At 60.2% G+C, this 16,280-nt stretch carries 19 protein-coding genes; 10 read left to right on the top strand and 9 right to left on the bottom strand.

The annotated features are described in order from the left end of the window. Nucleotides 1–2: 2 nt before the first annotated feature. The 6 genes from RAS12_RS30300 to RAS12_RS30325 form a co-directional block, all read right to left on the bottom strand. The gene (locus tag RAS12_RS30300) at nt 3–590 is read right to left on the bottom strand and encodes a hypothetical protein (RefSeq protein ID WP_306951845.1); all 588 of its coding nucleotides are present in this window, start codon (nt 588–590) and stop codon (nt 3–5) included. A gap of 41 nt (nt 591–631) precedes the next feature. Then, complete coding sequence (locus RAS12_RS30305; RefSeq protein WP_306951847.1) at nt 632–1,228, bottom strand: DotI/IcmL family type IV secretion protein; 597 nt, start codon at nt 1,226–1,228, stop codon at nt 632–634. Nucleotides 1,229–1,230: 2 nt separating this feature from the next. After that, entirely contained in the window at nt 1,231–1,521 is a 291-nt protein-coding gene (locus RAS12_RS30310; RefSeq protein ID WP_306951849.1) for a hypothetical protein, read from the bottom strand. Further along, nucleotides 1,521–1,883, bottom strand: a complete 363-nt coding sequence (locus tag RAS12_RS30315) for a hypothetical protein (protein WP_306951852.1) — start codon at nt 1,881–1,883, stop codon at nt 1,521–1,523. Before RAS12_RS30315 ends, RAS12_RS30310 begins: the two co-directional genes overlap by 1 nt. A 304-nt stretch (nt 1,884–2,187) precedes the next feature. Next, nucleotides 2,188–2,910 (bottom strand): hypothetical protein, encoded by a 723-nt coding sequence (locus tag RAS12_RS30320; RefSeq protein ID WP_306951854.1) that lies wholly within the window; start codon nt 2,908–2,910, stop codon nt 2,188–2,190. Nucleotides 2,911–2,981: 71 nt separating this feature from the next. Beyond that, nucleotides 2,982–3,767, bottom strand: coding sequence for a hypothetical protein (locus RAS12_RS30325; protein ID WP_306951856.1), 786 nt, complete (start codon nt 3,765–3,767; stop codon nt 2,982–2,984). 424 nt (nt 3,768–4,191) lie between these two features. On the opposite strand from RAS12_RS30325, the gene RAS12_RS30330 reads away from it, so the two are divergent. From RAS12_RS30330 to RAS12_RS30375, 10 genes are all read left to right on the top strand, one after another. Next, entirely contained in the window at nt 4,192–6,981 is a 2,790-nt protein-coding gene (locus tag RAS12_RS30330; RefSeq protein ID WP_306951858.1) for an autotransporter family protein, read from the top strand. A gap of 239 nt (nt 6,982–7,220) precedes the next feature. Then, nucleotides 7,221–7,706 (top strand): hypothetical protein, encoded by a 486-nt coding sequence (locus tag RAS12_RS30335; protein ID WP_306951860.1) that lies wholly within the window; start codon nt 7,221–7,223, stop codon nt 7,704–7,706. A 181-nt stretch (nt 7,707–7,887) separates the two neighbouring features. Further along, entirely contained in the window at nt 7,888–8,889 is a 1,002-nt protein-coding gene (locus tag RAS12_RS30340; RefSeq protein WP_306951862.1) for a DUF5983 family protein, read from the top strand. A gap of 138 nt (nt 8,890–9,027) precedes the next feature. Then, a complete protein-coding gene (locus tag RAS12_RS30345; protein ID WP_306951864.1) occupies nt 9,028–9,306 on the top strand; it encodes a hypothetical protein in 279 nt (92 codons plus the stop codon). A 103-nt stretch (nt 9,307–9,409) separates the two neighbouring features. Then, nucleotides 9,410–9,796: a hypothetical protein gene (locus tag RAS12_RS30350; RefSeq protein WP_306951865.1), complete on the top strand. Its 387-nt coding sequence runs from the start codon at nt 9,410–9,412 to the stop codon at nt 9,794–9,796. Between the two features lie 61 nt (nt 9,797–9,857). After that, nucleotides 9,858–10,373 carry a hypothetical protein gene (locus tag RAS12_RS30355; protein ID WP_306951866.1) on the top strand — a complete coding sequence of 172 codons (516 nt, stop codon included), beginning with the start codon at nt 9,858–9,860 and terminating at the stop codon, nt 10,371–10,373. A 139-nt stretch (nt 10,374–10,512) separates the two neighbouring features. Continuing rightward, a complete protein-coding gene (locus RAS12_RS30360; RefSeq protein ID WP_306951867.1) occupies nt 10,513–11,358 on the top strand; it encodes an N-6 DNA methylase in 846 nt (281 codons plus the stop codon). A gap of 181 nt (nt 11,359–11,539) precedes the next feature. After that, complete coding sequence (locus RAS12_RS30365) at nt 11,540–12,406, top strand: phosphoadenosine phosphosulfate reductase domain-containing protein (protein ID WP_306951868.1); 867 nt, start codon at nt 11,540–11,542, stop codon at nt 12,404–12,406. A 61-nt stretch (nt 12,407–12,467) separates the two neighbouring features. Further along, a complete protein-coding gene (locus tag RAS12_RS30370) occupies nt 12,468–12,785 on the top strand; it encodes a hypothetical protein (protein ID WP_306951870.1) in 318 nt (105 codons plus the stop codon). A 34-nt stretch (nt 12,786–12,819) separates the two neighbouring features. Then, a complete protein-coding gene (locus tag RAS12_RS30375) occupies nt 12,820–13,347 on the top strand; it encodes a hypothetical protein (RefSeq protein WP_306951873.1) in 528 nt (175 codons plus the stop codon). Here RAS12_RS30375 and RAS12_RS30380 read toward each other — a convergent pair. The 3 genes from RAS12_RS30380 to RAS12_RS30390 all read right to left on the bottom strand — a co-directional run bounded on the left by RAS12_RS30380 (nt 13,344) and on the right by RAS12_RS30390 (nt 16,267). Beyond that, nucleotides 13,344–13,763, bottom strand: coding sequence for a hypothetical protein (locus RAS12_RS30380; protein ID WP_306951874.1), 420 nt, complete (start codon nt 13,761–13,763; stop codon nt 13,344–13,346). The genes RAS12_RS30375 and RAS12_RS30380 overlap by 4 nt on opposite strands. A 163-nt stretch (nt 13,764–13,926) precedes the next feature. Further along, complete coding sequence (locus RAS12_RS30385; RefSeq protein WP_306951876.1) at nt 13,927–15,588, bottom strand: hypothetical protein; 1,662 nt, start codon at nt 15,586–15,588, stop codon at nt 13,927–13,929. A 52-nt stretch (nt 15,589–15,640) separates the two neighbouring features. Then, nucleotides 15,641–16,267 carry a type 4 pilus major pilin gene (locus tag RAS12_RS30390; protein ID WP_306951877.1) on the bottom strand — a complete coding sequence of 209 codons (627 nt, stop codon included), beginning with the start codon at nt 16,265–16,267 and terminating at the stop codon, nt 15,641–15,643. Between the last annotated feature and the right edge of the window lie 13 nt (nt 16,268–16,280).

Consider the following 16,280-nt stretch of genomic DNA (forward strand, 5'->3'; position numbering starts at 1 on the left):
CCCTACCTACGCGGAGTCAACGGCTGAACAACCGGAACGACGTTTTTGCCGCTTCGGGCGATTTCGTCGAATGCACTGAAATGGCCACACACGGTGCCGCAAGCGAAGTCGTTCGGTGCCTGATGGAACCAGACCTCAAAGTCCGAAAAGTCTGGGCCGAACTCGGGCACGTTCATATCGGCAAAAGCCATGTGCTTGGTGGCGAGTTCATTGTTGTGGTGATCGACTGCTCGCATCACCTGCAGCGCGACGTGGCTGTCGACCAGGTCGTCGGTCGAAAGGAGATTGAAGTTGGTGCGCACCGTATAGAGGCCAAACGCATATCCGAGGGCCAGGTCGCTGGGCGCCGTATCCATCAACTGCATGGCGGTGCCGGCCGAGCGCATCTCCGCGCCATTGAGCCCGCCGAGCGCCCTCCACCATTCGGGCCAGTGCTTGCTCAGAGTCTGGTGGACACGAGACATAACGATGCCTCGAATCTTGTGAATGCCCTGATTGTTCACGCTCAACTTCCGCTCCTTAATCCTGTTGCTGCCGGCCTTGAAAGCCGAGTCGCTAAAGTGTTCTGTAACTTGTGCTTCGAACGTCATGCCGAATGCCACGCGCGCCCGCCCATGCACCTCCGGCATGGCTACCGCGGCTTTCGCGGCTCCAGCTGGATTGTGTGTACCGAAATCCCGCGCGAATGCTCCTCTGGCGGAACCTGCACCACTTGCACGCGAGCAACTCGCTCCCGCGGTGAGTACGCCGCGCGCTGGCCTTGGAATCTGATCGTGATCGGAATCTCGACATCCCAAGCAACGCGTCCGTGGAAGAGATGGGCCGACCGGGACATCAACGGAGCCTCCGTAGCTGCACTCATCACTGCCCGCTCCTTGCGCATTTCGTCCAGAATCGGCTCGAGCTGCGTTTGCAGCATCCGTCCACCTTGCGTCGTGTAGAAGCGCTTGGCGTAATTCAGGGTTGGGATGTAGTTGACGAAATCGTGGGAGAAGGACGAACGCAAGGCCTCCTCAGCAAAATCTAGAACTCGAGAGTCCGAGACGTTTTGCTGATCCAACGGCGCTGGCCGCATGACCTGCAACTTATCGTTGACGGCGATCGGGATCTGCTTCTCGCGACTGGCCACAGTCAGTAGCAATCCGTTTGTGGCGGTGCTGACGAACAGCGCTGACCCCAGGATGGTGATCACCAAAGCTGGTGATGTTCGCTTCTTCTTATCTGCCATCTCTACAGCCCACCGTTGCGAAGGATGGTCATTTCTTCGGTAATGGCGACGGGCACCTCAGGACGCACGCCGTCAGCGTATGTGGCCGGGAGATACACGGCGCCACCCGGAGCGTGAGCCACAACCACATCCTGGCCAACGTACAAGCGGTAGGCTCCAACAAAGCTGATGATTGCGCTCGCTAAGGCGCCAAACGCCAAGTACAGCGTCACCTGGTGGGCGAGTTTCCCGAACCGTTGGAGTAGTTCAAGGGCTTCTTCGTCGGTCGCGCTTGCGTCAAGGAAATAGGCCATCACACTGCCTGGGCCAGGGAGCGGCGGCCGACCTGAGTCGAAGCCAGAACAGGTTTCTGCCCTGGGGCGCGGAATTGCTCCCTAAGCCAGAGCAAAAAGCGCGCTTTTCGGCGAACCTCGCTGCGGCAGCGTCCCGAAGGACTGGCCTTCAAATTCGCGTCCCGAGTGAACTGTTGCCAGATCGAGGCCGCTGCGGTTTCGGCGAGGCCGATCTCTATGAGCGCCGGCGCCACATAGGTCGGCAAATGTGGAGGAGCAACGAGCGGCTTGGCCAATGTGAGCGTCCCGTTGCGCAGGGATTGGACGACGAAAGCGCGAACAATCGTCGCATCGTCGCTTCGGAAGTCGGCCTGCCCGTCCAACCAATGGAGATCCGGGGGGCTTTCATGATCAGCGCCGGTCTTCCGCGCGCTACTCGATATCGGGGGGGCCACAGAACCTCACTTCCAGCTGACTTATTTATTGGGATGAATAAACATAATGAATCATACTGGAAACAAAATTTTGCCCGCAACACGATGTGCCACCTTTTTGCGTGCCGGCTGCCGGGTCGCGGCACCCAAGGGTGAGGTAGGGAGCCGGCGTCGGATACAGATAGACGCAAAGCTTGGCCGAAATAGAAAAGGGCGCCTCGCGGCGCCCCCTTCTCGGTCCCTGATCAGCCTGTCAGGGCTGGATATCTAAAATAGGTGACGGGTTGTACAGATCAATGACATCTGCGTCGAATCGCATCGTGACGACTTTCGACTGAAGCTGATCCTTCTCCGGCATGCCCGGCACACCAATCCGCCCGATGTAGCGAACAGCTTGGATCTTGGGAAACTCGTCAAACAACTGCTGAAGCAGCGCTGGAAACGTCCTGGCCATGAACAGAACGTGCTCGTGCTTGCGATGGAGCAGGGATTCAGCGATCTTTTCCATTTCGGACCGCTCGACGCGACGCAATTTACTGAGCTGCTCGTCGAAATGGACCCTGAAATAGGTCAACACGTCGCTCGTGATAGTGCGATCGTTGCGCGTCAAATCCAAGCCAGGCGTCTCGTCGAGCGGCATCAGGTTGCCGACAGAGAAAGGGAAAGAGAAGTCGATCCGCTTCGGAATCTTCGGATGGTACTTCTCGTAAAGCGCCGTGCTATATCCCCCTGCCGACTTGCTCCAACCTGATTTAGCGATGTAGGTTTGAAGTGGCTCCCGAAAGCGAAATAGTTGATCTTCCCCGTCCAGCAGATCAACACTCAACTCGCGCAACGAGACGCGCAAGGGCGCATCTTCAGTCGTGGACGGATCAATCGGACAGTAGGCCTCGAGCTGCTGCCGGCTCGTCTTCGGCGGCGCAGCTACGGGCTGTACGATTTGCTCGGATACTACCGAGGCAGACTTGGTTTTCATAGATCCTCAAGATTGGACAACACGGAGGCATCGCGCGGCAGCCAAATAGACCCCGCGCCATCCCTCACCCGTCATTCCGCACTACGCGCCACGCGCGAAGCGTACCGCTCCTTCACTTCTTCGTAGAGATCACTTTCAAAGGGATCTTCCCGGGCGATTTTCTCCAGTACGAACTCGGCCTGCGGCGAATGGCCGACACGCCGTTCCCAGCAGAACTGCGCCAGGGCCTTCAAATCTTGATAGGCCTGCTGGGGAGAACACATGACCCCCCGCTCGAAATCACCCATGTTGGCGGCGTCGGCTTCGCGCAGACGTGACATGAGCACTCGCAGCGAAGGCTTGGAATTGCTCCGCGTTCCGTTAACCATGGCGTAGCGATTGTTCACGTTTCCGTTGAGGATCATCGGCAACCACTCAAGCACCATGACGCGCAGGCGGGACAGCAAATCCGCCCGCGCTCCACCCATGTTCAGCCAATGCGCGGAACCGTAGTAGGCGCCAATGTCCTGAAAGAGCCAGTCGGTGAATCGGTCGGACTTCCAATGATCTTCCTCGGCCACGATTCGCAGCGACAACGGGTGTGGACGCGCAACGTACAGGTGCAAGTTCATCTCGACTTGAATGTCGACAAGACCTGGCCGAGCAATCGCCTCACGAAAGCGAACTTCCTGAGGGGAACTCACCCCCAATATTTCAGCGCACTGGCGCTCTGTCATTTGGAGCGGGCCTTCCCGCAACAAGTTGAGCTTTTCGCCGGTCAGCGGAAAGTCTGCCGGGTCAGCGACCTTACGCAGGTAGTGCTGCAGACGCGTCGGCTTGGTCTTTGAGGGATCGAAGTACTGGAGTTCTATCGCCATAAAAGGTTCGGTTGCGCGTTAGGCCGCACGTTAGTGTTTTTGTTTGACCGCAATCCTCGCTCTGGCATCAAGCCACGCCGGCAAATTGCGCGGCTGACGCAATTCCTGCGGACCCATCGCTAAGAAGATGAATCGTAAGGATCATACATTCTTTACATTCATGGCAAAAGGGCGCATGCGTTTCAAAACGCGTCAACCTCCTTGCCTTTTGCCGCCTAATCCGCGCCCCCCTGAGCGCTGATCGAGCCCTATTTTGCGTACACTACAACGTTTTTTCAAGACGCAACTGCGTTTTTCTAGTTATTTCGCAAAAATTCTTTGGAATGGGGTGGCGATCTGTCATTATGAATCGTACATCTCATTCATCAATTAAACCAATGCCGTGCCCGCCCGATGAGGCGCCGGTTTCTTCGGAGATCTTGCAATGACAATGCCCAAATCGCGTCAGCTCGCTTCTAAGCTGGCCCTTTCGATTCTGACCCTTGCCATCCTGTCCGCGTGCGGCGGGGGTGGTGGCGGCGGTGGCGGCGGTGGCAGCGGTGGTGGGAACCTTCCGGGCACTGGCGGCAATACCGGCGGCGATACCGGCGGCAACACTGGTGGCGGCGACACGGGTGGCAATCCGGGTACGGGCTGGGTGCCCACCAAGCCTTCGCCGACGCCGCCGTCTGCCGCGAACTTTGACGGCACTGGCGTAAAGATCGGTGTGTTGGACACTGGCTTCGACGCCGATCCGATGGCCAATCACCCCGCTGCGGTCGCTAGCGCACTCAAGGAAGTGATCGCGCCGGCATCGGCAGAAGCGGGCACCCACGGCGCCATCGTCAGCCGGGTGATCGGCGGAAAAGACATCGGGGATGGTTTTCCGAAGGGGATGGCCGCTGGGTTCAGCCTGTATCAGGCGAATCACCCGACCGCGTTCTCGAACACTGACTTGAGCACCAACTTGGCGACGCTGGCCAACCGCGGCGTCAAGATCGTCAACAACTCCTGGTCGTTCCCCACCAGCCCCCAATATGCGTTGCCTGGCGGCGCAGAGGCTCTGCCCGGGTCGAACTTCCGGAACAACTTCCTGTGGGTGTTCAACGACGCTGTTCTGCGCGATGGTCAACTGCTGATCTGGGCCAACGGTAACGAAGGGCAGGCAAACCCGTATGTGGGGGCTGGTCTGCCCTCCATTGCTCCGGCCCTAGAGCGCGGCTGGCTCACTGTTACCCAGTTGCAAGCGGACGGAACCCTCGCCCCCTGGTCGAACCAGTGCGGCGTGGCGGCGAACTGGTGCGTCAGCGCCGAAGCGCCAGCCGGCCTCACCGGCACTTCGTTCGCTGCGCCGGTCGTCACTGCTGCAGCAGCGCTCGTTTCCGAAGCTTATCCCTGGATGGACAACAGTGCTTTGCGGCAGACCATCCTGTCCACGGCCGACGACATGGGCGACCGAGCCAAGTTCGGCTGGGGTCGACTGAACGCAGATCGCGCTGTGCGCGGCCCCGCTAAATTCGACACGAGCCTGACGCTGGGTGGTGATTTCATCGCAGACTTCAACACCTATCGCTCGCAGTTCTACAACGACATCTCCGGAAACGCCGGCTTGACCAAGAGCGGCACCGGCTCTCTGGTTCTCTGGGGCCAAAATACCTACTCGGGCGGCACCACGATCACCAAGGGCACCGTGGAGTTGTACGGTAGCGTCAGCAGTGACGTTAATGTCTTCGTGGAAGGCCAACTCGTCTCCGATGGTGGCGTGGCCGGTGCTTCGGTTAACAACAGCGGCGTGGTGCAAGCCCGTGGCGTTGGTCTTCACATCAAAGGCAACTACAACGCTTGGACGCCGCAAGCCACCTTGACGACCCAGTTGGGCACGACGGTCATCGTGGACGGACAAGCCGACCTCAATGACTCCAAATTGGTCGTGGAAAAGCCCGACGATCAATACGTCGTGAAAAGCAAGGAAACAGCCGTAAAGGCGGGTCAAGTTTCCGGTACGTTCGGTTCGGTGACAGGCGGCGCGGGGCTGCTCTATTCCGTGACTGCCAACTACACGCCCACACAAGTCGATCTGGACGTTGCACGCGCAAACGTTGTCAGTGTTTCCCAGGGCCTGTATGCCGGCCAAACTAGCCGGCTTGCAGCGGCCGAGGCCGTGGAAGCCGCATTCCAGGCCACCGACGCAAAGGTGCAGGGCGCGCGATCCAGCGTGAGCGATGAATTCGTTGTTGTCGCTGCCAAGCTTCAAGCCGTTGAGAGCGCACAATCGCTGGCCACGACGCTCGACAGTGTCAGCGGCCAGCTCTACGCCTCTTCGCAAGCACTGACCTTCCAGCAATCCCAAGCCGTGAACCGTGTGCTGACCAATCGCGTTGACAACCTCTCCATTCCCGGCGCCCAAACCGGCGGATGGGTGAGCATGGTCGGCGGTACGGGCAAGCTGGAACAGTCGGGCTTCGCCAGCGCCGACACCAGCCTCTTCGGCGGCCAGGTGGGCTTCGACCACCGCGTCTCGGAAAAGGGAATTCTCGGCGCTGCGCTGACCTGGTCCGAAGCCAAGGCGGACTTTGACAACTACGGCGGCAAGTCGAAAACTCAAGGCACTGGCCTGTCTGTATACGGTCGCTACGGCGCCGACGTGGGCACCTATCTGGCTGGCCGCGCGGGTTACGAATGGCTGAAGTCCGACGTTAAGCGCGACATCCTGGTTGACGGTGCCGACCACGTGAACAGCGGCCGCACCGACCGCCTTGCATCCCTGTACGCGGAACTCGGCCATGCGTTCAGCTTGAACGGTGCGCGCATCACGCCGTTCGTTGGCCTGTCTTACGACAACCTGAAGCGCGGTGCCATCGACGAAAGCGACAACGCCTTCGGCCTCAAGGCTGACAAGAAGTCCTACGATCAAACGGCTGGTCTGCTCGGTCTGCGCCTGCAATCGTCCGTTGTCTCGTGGGCCGGTGGCCAAACCACCTTCACGGGCTATGGCGCATATCGCTACGGCAATCCGACTGACCTGGACTTCACCGCAGCGTTCTCGGGCGCTCCGGACGCGGCCTTCAAGGTCAAGGGCATTGGCCTGCAACGCCACACCGGCTGGATCGGCTTGGGAGCCACTTCGCAAGCTGGCGCAGACCTGTCTTGGTTCGTGAACTACGACATGCAACTGGGCCGTGGTGGTGTCACCAACAACGTATTCTCGGCTGGACTGCGTTACGCGTTCGACTGATAAGAGCAGGATCTTGGGGGGCGTCCTGCCGGCGCGCCTCCTTTACCTTTGGCGAGGAGCGTACTCCTCGCCTTTTTTTTGCGCGCCAACTGTCAAACTGATGCTCGGCCGTGAAAATTTTGGACAACCGCATGTGTTGGATATTCTGAACTGGTATGCCTGGCCATCCCTAGATGGCCCCACTATTCCCTCGGAAAACTAGTGGCATAGGCATCTATTCATTCCAGGTTCAGATCCACATGAAAGCCATCGCCTTCCCTTCGTCCATCCAAGCAGCCGCGTTCTTGGACGGCATCCAGTACGTGAATGACGACGCCCTGACGCCGCTTGGCATCAAGCAATACCCGAACGGCACCGCCGAAGCACTCCTCCAAGACACCGACGACGCGGAGGACGACTCCGGCTGCATGGCGATCCCCGTCAGCGATCGGGAGCTGTCTCAAAACTGCTCCATTCCCCAACCGCCAGCCGCCGATGGCGACCCTGTCCTGCTGACCCAAAAACATCAGATCCGAGATGCCTTCGAGCGAGGCTACCAAACGGTCTTGGGAGAGAGTCAGGCACAGTCACAGGACGCGCGATGCCCCTTTTTCCATGCGGGCAAGACTGCGGCGTGGCGTGAGCTGGTGGAAGGTGGTGGACGCGAAGCGTTCAACAGCAGCGACGAGTACTGGCTCGAGTTCCTGGAGCAATGGGTGCTGGCCGCACATCTCTTGCGCGGCTAGGACAGACCTAGTTGGAGCGGCGTGCGCTCATGCGGCGTGCTGCCGCGACTCGTCGCGAGGGCGCAAAAAATCGCACCGTGCAGCACGGCACTGGCCGAAATTTTGGAGTACATCTGTACGTGTGTACCATGGGAAACAGATGGAAGGGCGTGTCGCCCCCCGCTACTACTGAGACCCAGAAATGTCCAACGCGTACTCCCTCGCCACTTGCATCCTCGTCGTTCGTCGTTGCACGCCCGTCATCGAAACGCTATTTGGAGGCATTGCCCAAAAATTCGAGGCGGCGCTGCCCACTGACGCCATGCCCTGCCCCGATGGGTTCCAGATGTTTACGTTTCATTTGGAAGATGGCGACGGGATTTCCGACAACGAGCCGATCCGCGAAGCGCTGCGTTGCCTTCACCTCACGTATGGGCTTTCGCGCACCTCCGATGACCTAACGGCAGAAGATGCATTGCGTGGCCTGTGTGCTCATTTCGGGCTGCCGGACCACCCCGTAATTGCGGCACTTGGAGCGGAAATGCAAGACGACCAGGTAAACATCGAGACGCTCGGCAAGCTCGCGGAAGCGCTCAACGACGGTCATGACCTTTGGTCTCTCTCCGTCCAAGAGGGGTACTGGGCTGATCGACCCACAGAGGGAAATTTCGGCGGCCTCGCGCAGTATCGGGGGTCGCACTTTGCCGGTGCCTTCGGCACCAGCAGCTCACTCGCCGCTGCGCGAGATTTGCAGACCTTGCTTAGCCAGGCGGATATCTCTGCCGCAGCGGAGGTGGTCTATGTGAGGGTTCGACGCATTCTGGCGGCCGTCCGGCAGACAAGCCAGCGTGCGGCAGTCCTCGCGCAACTGCGGCTGCTCTTGGCCGAAAGCGATTCTGTAGAGCAGTGCTCCGGAGCACGAGCCGGCTCCGTGCCGCATCGCTACACCTCTGTAGTGATCTCCACAGCTCACGTTCCTGATGAGGACGAGGCGCGCAACTATCTCGCCGCGAAAGGTGACGCAATCGAATATGGCTGGCTTTGGAAAGTACCGCCTCCCCAGGCCGAAATCCGAGATTGCCTTGAGATGCCTGACTGGTTGAAGCCCATTCTGGCATTCGCCGATGCCGAGCGGATTGATCGGATTGAGTTCGACGGCGACGGTGAATTGATCGAGGGCTTACCCATCTACGAACACACCTGATTTGCGCCGCGTCGGGGGCGGGACGCACCGCCCCCAATCGCCCTTCGCTCCATAGGAGAGACCGAGCGCGCTATTTGATTTATGTCCCCTCACCAAGCGCGGCGTCCCGCCGCGAATCAATGCAGGATGGTGCCTAGCATGTCGAACGATGATCGCTACTCCTACGAGTCCTATATGACTCGTCTGTTGAACCTCTTGCTGGCATCCGGCCCCAACGCTGCTGTTGTCCTATCTGAAGGCATAGCCGCCACCCTCGGAACCGATGGGTTCATCTTCGGCTTCTACTACGAGGAATCGAGCGAAGAAGAATTCGACTTTGATTCAAGCGCGTGGAACGACACCTCTTGGGACGGCGAAACCCATGCAGAAACGTGGTCGATATTTGTCGCCCCCACGATATTCACTCTTTGGCCCTGACCGGCCTGCGCGCCCGCGAAAGTTTTGGCTCAAGGCCCTGCTTCTATAGCCTGGTCTACATCACTTTCCTGTGCGAAACCGCACGTCTAATGGGCCTCATTCCATGACCATTCTCGTCCAGCCTCTGCCTCAACCGCGCCTCATTGCGAGCGTCCTTCTTCCAATCATGGAGCGCCAACTAAACAAGGTAGGCCCCCAAGAAGCGACGACATGCGATGTTCAGGCGACGTTGAAGGCCATCAAGCAGGAAAACGCCATCCTGATGCGTTGCCGCCAAGAAGATCGAGACGGCGAGACGGTGTTGGTGAGCCAAGAGCAAGCTGGCCAGCGTCGTGGAGTGGAGAAGGTTGGCCCTGATGAGCACCACATGGCCTTCCAGGTCATCTGCGTCGCGGAAGAGGAAGGTTGGACACACATCACCACCCACGATGAGTGGATCTACTTCTACCGGCTCGTAGATCGTGACGAAATGAGTGCTCTCAACGAATAGCCCCAATACCGCCACAGAGGGCCTGAAACGGCAGGCCCTTCATTAACTCAGGACCACACCTATGAACACCCTCGAAAATCGTCCCTGGCGCGTCATGCTGCCCTGGGAACAAGCGGATGAAGGCTGCTTTGATGTCGACGTCATCGCCCCGGACGCAGAGAAGGCCAGCCTGGCGGCCGCCACGAAAATGCTCGAAGCGGACACCGGCGCCGAATTCGACAGCGAGGAGGATCGCGACAAATGGATTCGCGGCCGCGCAGAAGCAGCATTGCTGGTGAGCGACCTCCGTAAGGACGCTCTCCAAGATCTACGAAACATCCTCGCCGTCGAACTTGGCCTTGACACCGAAACCGATGGCGCGCCAGAGATTTGCTGGAACGCCCTCAAAGCACTGGCTCGCTTGCACCGTCATCACCTGCTTGCAAAGCAGCCCGCAGAATGCGACCGCCTGGCTTACCGGATCACGCGGTCCGATGGGGATGGCGCAGTAACCCATGCTGGGTCGCTGCATTCCATTCATGCAGCGGTGCGGGAGGCTCGATCGCACGGCGGCGCCTACGCGCTCAGTTTCCTCTGATCATCTACATGGCGTGTGCGCTAGCAGTTCGCCAGCGCACACGCGCCGTCAACCCCAATTTTTCTAGCGCAGAAATTTTGGAATTCATTTGTCCATGTGTATTCTGGTTCTAACCCCTCGGAAGAACTTCGGAAGAACAATGGCAAAGACACCTCATCCCCGCCACACGGACCACCATCGCGCGGTCACCCACCTGCTCGAATCATTTCGCCCTCGCCATCGACTTGGCCGTGTCTGGGAGGACTTCATCGCCAGCGCAGCCTGCGCGATCAGTTCGGCCGTCGAGCCTGTCCACCGCCAAGCCCGAGAACTTGCATATGCGCAGATCAGTAAGCGCTACTCCGCCGACGAAATGTCCAAGTTTGCGGAATGCCTCGCGCATGTGGTCGGCGCGCTCGAGGACCGATATCAAGACTTCCTCGGCAGCCTGTACATGGGCCTAGATTTGGGCAACCGCAATAGCGGCCAGTTTTTTACGCCCTACGAGGTCAGCCGCCTGATGGCGCAGATCAACTTCGGGGAGAACATGGCTGCGCGGGTCGAGGAACTTGGCGGCTTCGTCACGTTGATGGACCCGTGCATTGGCGGAGGCGCAATGGTCATCGCGGCGGCAGAGCTTCAGCGCGAACAAGGCCTCTCGACCCACATGACGATGCACGTCACGGGCGTGGACATCGACATCACCGCAGTACAGATGTCCTACATCCAGCTTTCGCTCCTGAACGTACCCGCGATCATCCTTCACGGCAACTCGTTGAGTCCCGATCCGTACAAGGGTTGGAACACGGAAAGCGCATGGCGTACGCCAGCTCACTGCCTTTTCGGCTGGGGAGGCCGCCTGTCTGCCCGGGAGCAGCGACACGCGTCGTTGCAGGCCGAAGCACCGCGCGCGGCGCCGGCGCAGGAGACCGCGCCGCCCGCCGGCCGACTTGTCGCAGCCTCTGCCACCGGGCAACTGAACCTCCTCGAATCCCTGGACGTCTAATGAAAATGCGCCACCGGCGGATTAGCAACGCGCTGATCCTCAGTCCAATCGATCTCGAACTCGACCACGGAGCTGGCTTCATGCTAGTTGGGCTCTACCCCTATAACCACAGCAAGGGGTCGCGCTGGCGCCCAACCCGCTGGCCGCGCCGCGCGCCCAAGGCCTACGGAGCGTGAGCGCCATGACGCCTATCCCCACTGAGATCCATGCGCTGATCGCGCGCGGCGGCCTGGTCGTGGTCAACCACTCTGGCGGCAAAGACTCGCAGGCCCTCTACCTGGTCTTGCGGGCAATCGTCCCTGCGGACCAGCTGCTCATCGTCCACGCCGACCTGGGCGCCGTCGAATGGGCGGGCGCCGTGGGACATATCTTGGCCACCACCGATGGCGAGCGGCTGGTGACCTGCCAGGCCGCCCGAGGTTTGTTGCAGATGGTCGAGGCCCGTGGCAAATTCCCGTCGCCCCAGCAGCGTCAATGCACCAGCGATCTGAAGCGCGGGCCAATTGAGCGCACGATCCGCGCCATCACCCGGGAGCGCAAGAGCAAAGGTGTCCAGGCCTGGGGACTAGTCGTCAACTGCATGGGAATGCGCGCACAGGAATCGAGCAGTCGAAAGAAGCTGCCCGCGTTCAAGTTTAGCGAGCGAAACAGCAAGGCTGGGCGCGAATGGTACGACTGGCTGCCAATTCATGACATGACGGAGCAAGAGGTCTTCGCCACGATCGCCGCTGCAGGTCAGGAGCCGCACCCCGTCTATAAGCTGGGCATGCGGCGCTTCAGTTGCGTCTTCTGCATCATGGCCAGCGAAGAAGATCTCCGGACCGCTGCGCGTCTTGCGACTGAGCACCCCGAGTTGCTCAACGACCCACATCTATATCGAAAATACGTCGACCTCGAACGGCGAACTGGCCAAGTAATGCTTATGCCGACCAAGAAGCATGGCCGGCGGAGCCTTGAAGATGTCACCGGCGTCCGTGCGCACGCCGCGCTGGTGCCGACTCAGCTCTCATTTCCGGATTTCTCCCATGCCAGGGTGGCTTCAGCCTGACTCTGGACCCGCAACAACCGCATCTCACCCAGCTGCACACGCCAATCTCACAGGAGGCACCATGAGCGATCAATTTAGCGACCTGGCCCACAACCAACCGGCCACTGCGGCCACTCCAGAGTTGACACCGAGCACGCTCGCCATCCTCATCGAGCTCGCGAACGGCTGCGCGGAGGATCGTGCCAAATGGGGCGCCCCCGGCTCGAACGACCGTCAAGGTAGCCGCTACTACCTTGAGCTCATATCCCGGCAGGCACGTCCTTTGACCGTGAAGGAAGTTGACGACGCTGAGACTCGGGGACGCCTTCTCCAGATCGCACGCCATGCGATCGAGGCGGTGGAAGCTCTGGACGGTCGGCGCGCCGGTGGGCTCAACTAGAATGGCGCCTGCGACAAACATCCACGCACTTGACATGACGACTGAATTCTCAGAAACCCTGACCACAGACCAGTTTGCCGCGCTGGCAGATGTCGCCAGGTTGGATTCGCCAGCCCTGCGCGACGCGATGAGGCGGATTGTTCTCGTTGGGGCGCAACGGCTGGACGTCGCAGTGGAGCTGGGCGTCGGAAAGGCCACGATCAGCAACGCCATCAGCCGACTGCGCGGCGCCCTTTCCATTGCTCACGCGGCCCTTCCGGGTCGCGGGGGCGCGGCACCCATGCCTCTCGCCGAAAACTCGCAATTTGACGCGCTCTGCCATATTGCACGGTTGCGTCCGCAGGAAGTCGTCGCCACCCGCGCTATGGCCGTCGACGGGCTTTCACCTGAACAGGCCGCCCACGCGGCGGATTGCAGCATCGCGACTGCAAAGGGGGCGGCTGGCAAGCTGCTTGCCGCGCTCGACCTTGCTGCTGCCGCAGCAGCGGCCAAGCGCCCCCCAAAGTACGAATGGGCCTCTCGCCTTGTTCCCTACGCACTTCCCAAGCAACGACTGCGCTAAAAGGCAGGCATCATCGCCAGTAGGTCGGCAATGATGGTGGAGGGACCCAGCGTCGCGAGGGTTACTAGCCCTCCCCCTATAGCCGCCAAAAGCGCCACCGCGCAGATCGCACGCCGGCGGCCCTGAACCCGACGTCCCTGCGTGCGCAACAGAATAGGCGCAGCCGCGTTCTCGCAGAGGTGCTCTGCCTCCTTCACCAGCTCACCCACAACAAAGCTTGCGATATACGGGTGCCGGGCACGATAGAGGGCAGCCTGGCCATCGCCCCCGCCGGCGGCGCCCACCAGATAGTCTGCAAGCGCCTGGTCCCCGTCCTCAGCGCGCCGCTGAAGCGCCGGCAATTGCAGCGCGAGCACGAAGGAGCCAAGGTCAAGACGCGCGCCCTGCCTCTCCCGCTGCCACACCAGCGAATCCACGACGGCGCACCAAAGGGAAAACGCTTCCCGCATCGTGGAATCACCACAGCGCGGGCCCCCTGATGGCAGCCCTAGACGTACGGCCATCCACCGCTTCAAATCATCTGCCCGGGCGTTGCCCGGCGGCATTGGCGCCGACGTGGTGACGTGCAATGGGCAAGCTTCAGTATGCATAGCTGCAATACATCAGCGCGATGGCTTGCGCGAGTTTCGGATTCCCCGTCGTCTGCCCCCAGTCCGGCGCATTGACGCGCACGACCCAGTTCCCACCCGAGCTATCCACCACCCATTGCCAAGCAGGCCGGTTTGAATCAAACGAGCGCGGCACAAGGTAAATGAGCGCAGACCCTCGGTCTCCGCACGAGGGCCGGGCCACGACTTCACCGTTCTCTACGATACGGGAAGCCACGAGGGTCAGCGCCGAGTACTGGTCCGACAGCTTCCGCCAATAGCCGTTTCGGCACACCAACGTCCCCGCAGTGCCCTGAGCGAGCGAACCGGGAATGGTCTGGGTACCGCAGGCGTCGCCCTCTGACGCAACCCGCAAAAACTCCATCCACACAGTTCCTTGGGTTCCCGCGTCGTTGCAGTAGGCCACGCCACCTTGCGTGGTGAGGGCCATCATGCCGAGCTGCTCTGCCGCGCAGGACTGGCCGGCGCGCACGGTCGCAGAAGGATTGCGAAGACGCAACTTCTGCGCGTCGAACTGTGTGCTCTCTACCCTGGTGTCTGTGCCGTCCTGGCGGCGAATGGCCACTCCCGAATTCGTCCCCAGCTTGATATCCAGACCATCGTCCTCACCAACGGCCGTGACAGACGTCCCCCGGACCCGCAGGCCTTCATCGGTGTCGACCAGGCCTCGAGTGGTGACGCCCAGGCTGCCGTCGACCACCGTCTGCTTGGAGCCTGCAAATTCCCCCTTAGATGCCTGGACCAACCCTTCGCAGCTCACGATCACCCGTCCTTCCGGCCGAAGCTCCACGCAGTGCTTACCAGTGCCGTCATCGCCCACGCCCAGATCGCCGCTCACGTTGACGATGTTCAGATTTGTCGTGCCCGCAACCGACAAGTTCCCCTGTAAGTCCGGATCTCGTGTATCTCGGATGCGCACAAACTGCTCATACATCGTAGTGTCGAGCAGCGAATGGATACCCACGATCCCGTCGGTTCCCAGGTCCACGGGATTGGCAAAGGCTCCAGTCGCCCCACGCAACTCCGCCGGATTCTCCAACTGGGCCGCCATGCCGTACCCGGCAGTAGACATCAAATATTTGCCCACCATTGCCGAATCGCCAAAACGGGCGACGCCCGAGTTCAACGGCCGGGAGGTATACGCCATTGCATCGATGCGACATTGAGTACCCGGGCAAGTTGTACCGCCTGACCGAATAATCTTGATCATCGGCACATTGCCCAGCGGCGCCGTAGACGGGAACCCGCCAGGCACATTCTTGGCGCGCCGCAAGTCAAGGAGGCTCAAGGAAAACTCCTGGCTACCGTCACCCAGCGTTCGCTCCAGGCGAAAGGATGGGTAGCCAGGCCTCCCCGATCCTCCCGGCCCTGCACCCGCCCCCGCACGCACAGCGTCGTAGTTTGCCCGGGCAATGTCATCAAAGGTGCTGCTTAGGAACGCATCGAGCCCCCCCTTTATGCTAAGCATATAGGTACCCGTAAACTCGGCGATTGTGTCATCGAGTTCGGCTTTGACTTTACCGGCGCCGTAGACGGCAAGAATGGCCAGAATGGCAAGAACGGTCGTCAGCTCCGCCGCCACAAAGCCAGCCAGGCGCTTAGCCCGCACCAAAGGACCTCTAAACTTCTTCATGGCAACTCCTTAGGCCATCGAACGTTCCAACCCCACCTTTCCCAACCTTCCCCTAGCGCGCGCCGGCGTTGACCTCGTAGTTGCCGGCGGTGAACACGACAGTGTTGTTCTCTCCGTCGACACACGCGGCGTCAGCATTGGTCCCACTGAAATTGACGGGTGTTTCTGTGTTCTTCTGCTCTTGACCATTAATGGAAATCTTGCTGGCGTCGCGAGCGAGAATCCCCGCCAGATTTGCGCACGCGATCTGGTGAACCTTGTCGAGAGTGAGGGTGTATCCCTTTCCACCATCCACCGCTGCATAAGCAACCACTCCGCCGCTCCCGAGGTTGTGCTGCACGACGTACGTCGTCGTATTTGACGAAATCGTGGTCGAACTAGAGATCGCGAAGGCAAAGGATCGCTGCGTCGCGTTCGCAAATGCTGTATTGGGGTCGGCCGCGGCGCTGGCGTTAACCCGATTCCGCACCATAAACCGCCGCAGGTCCTCCGCAACCTTGGGGACCTTTCCGTCGATGAGATACGAATCAATCTTCGGCATCGTGTAGATCGCCAGGATGACGATGATTGCCAGAACCACAGAAAGCTCGATTGCGCTTAGGCCTTTGGCCAACTGGCGTCGCCTTCTCGAAGGGAAGGAAGAGGCCCCGGTGCCGTGCGTGATCAGTTGAGATGTCATAGTTTTCTCTTTC

Source organism: Achromobacter seleniivolatilans (assembly GCF_030864005.1).
Lineage (GTDB): Bacteria > Pseudomonadota > Gammaproteobacteria > Burkholderiales > Burkholderiaceae_B > Achromobacter > Achromobacter seleniivolatilans.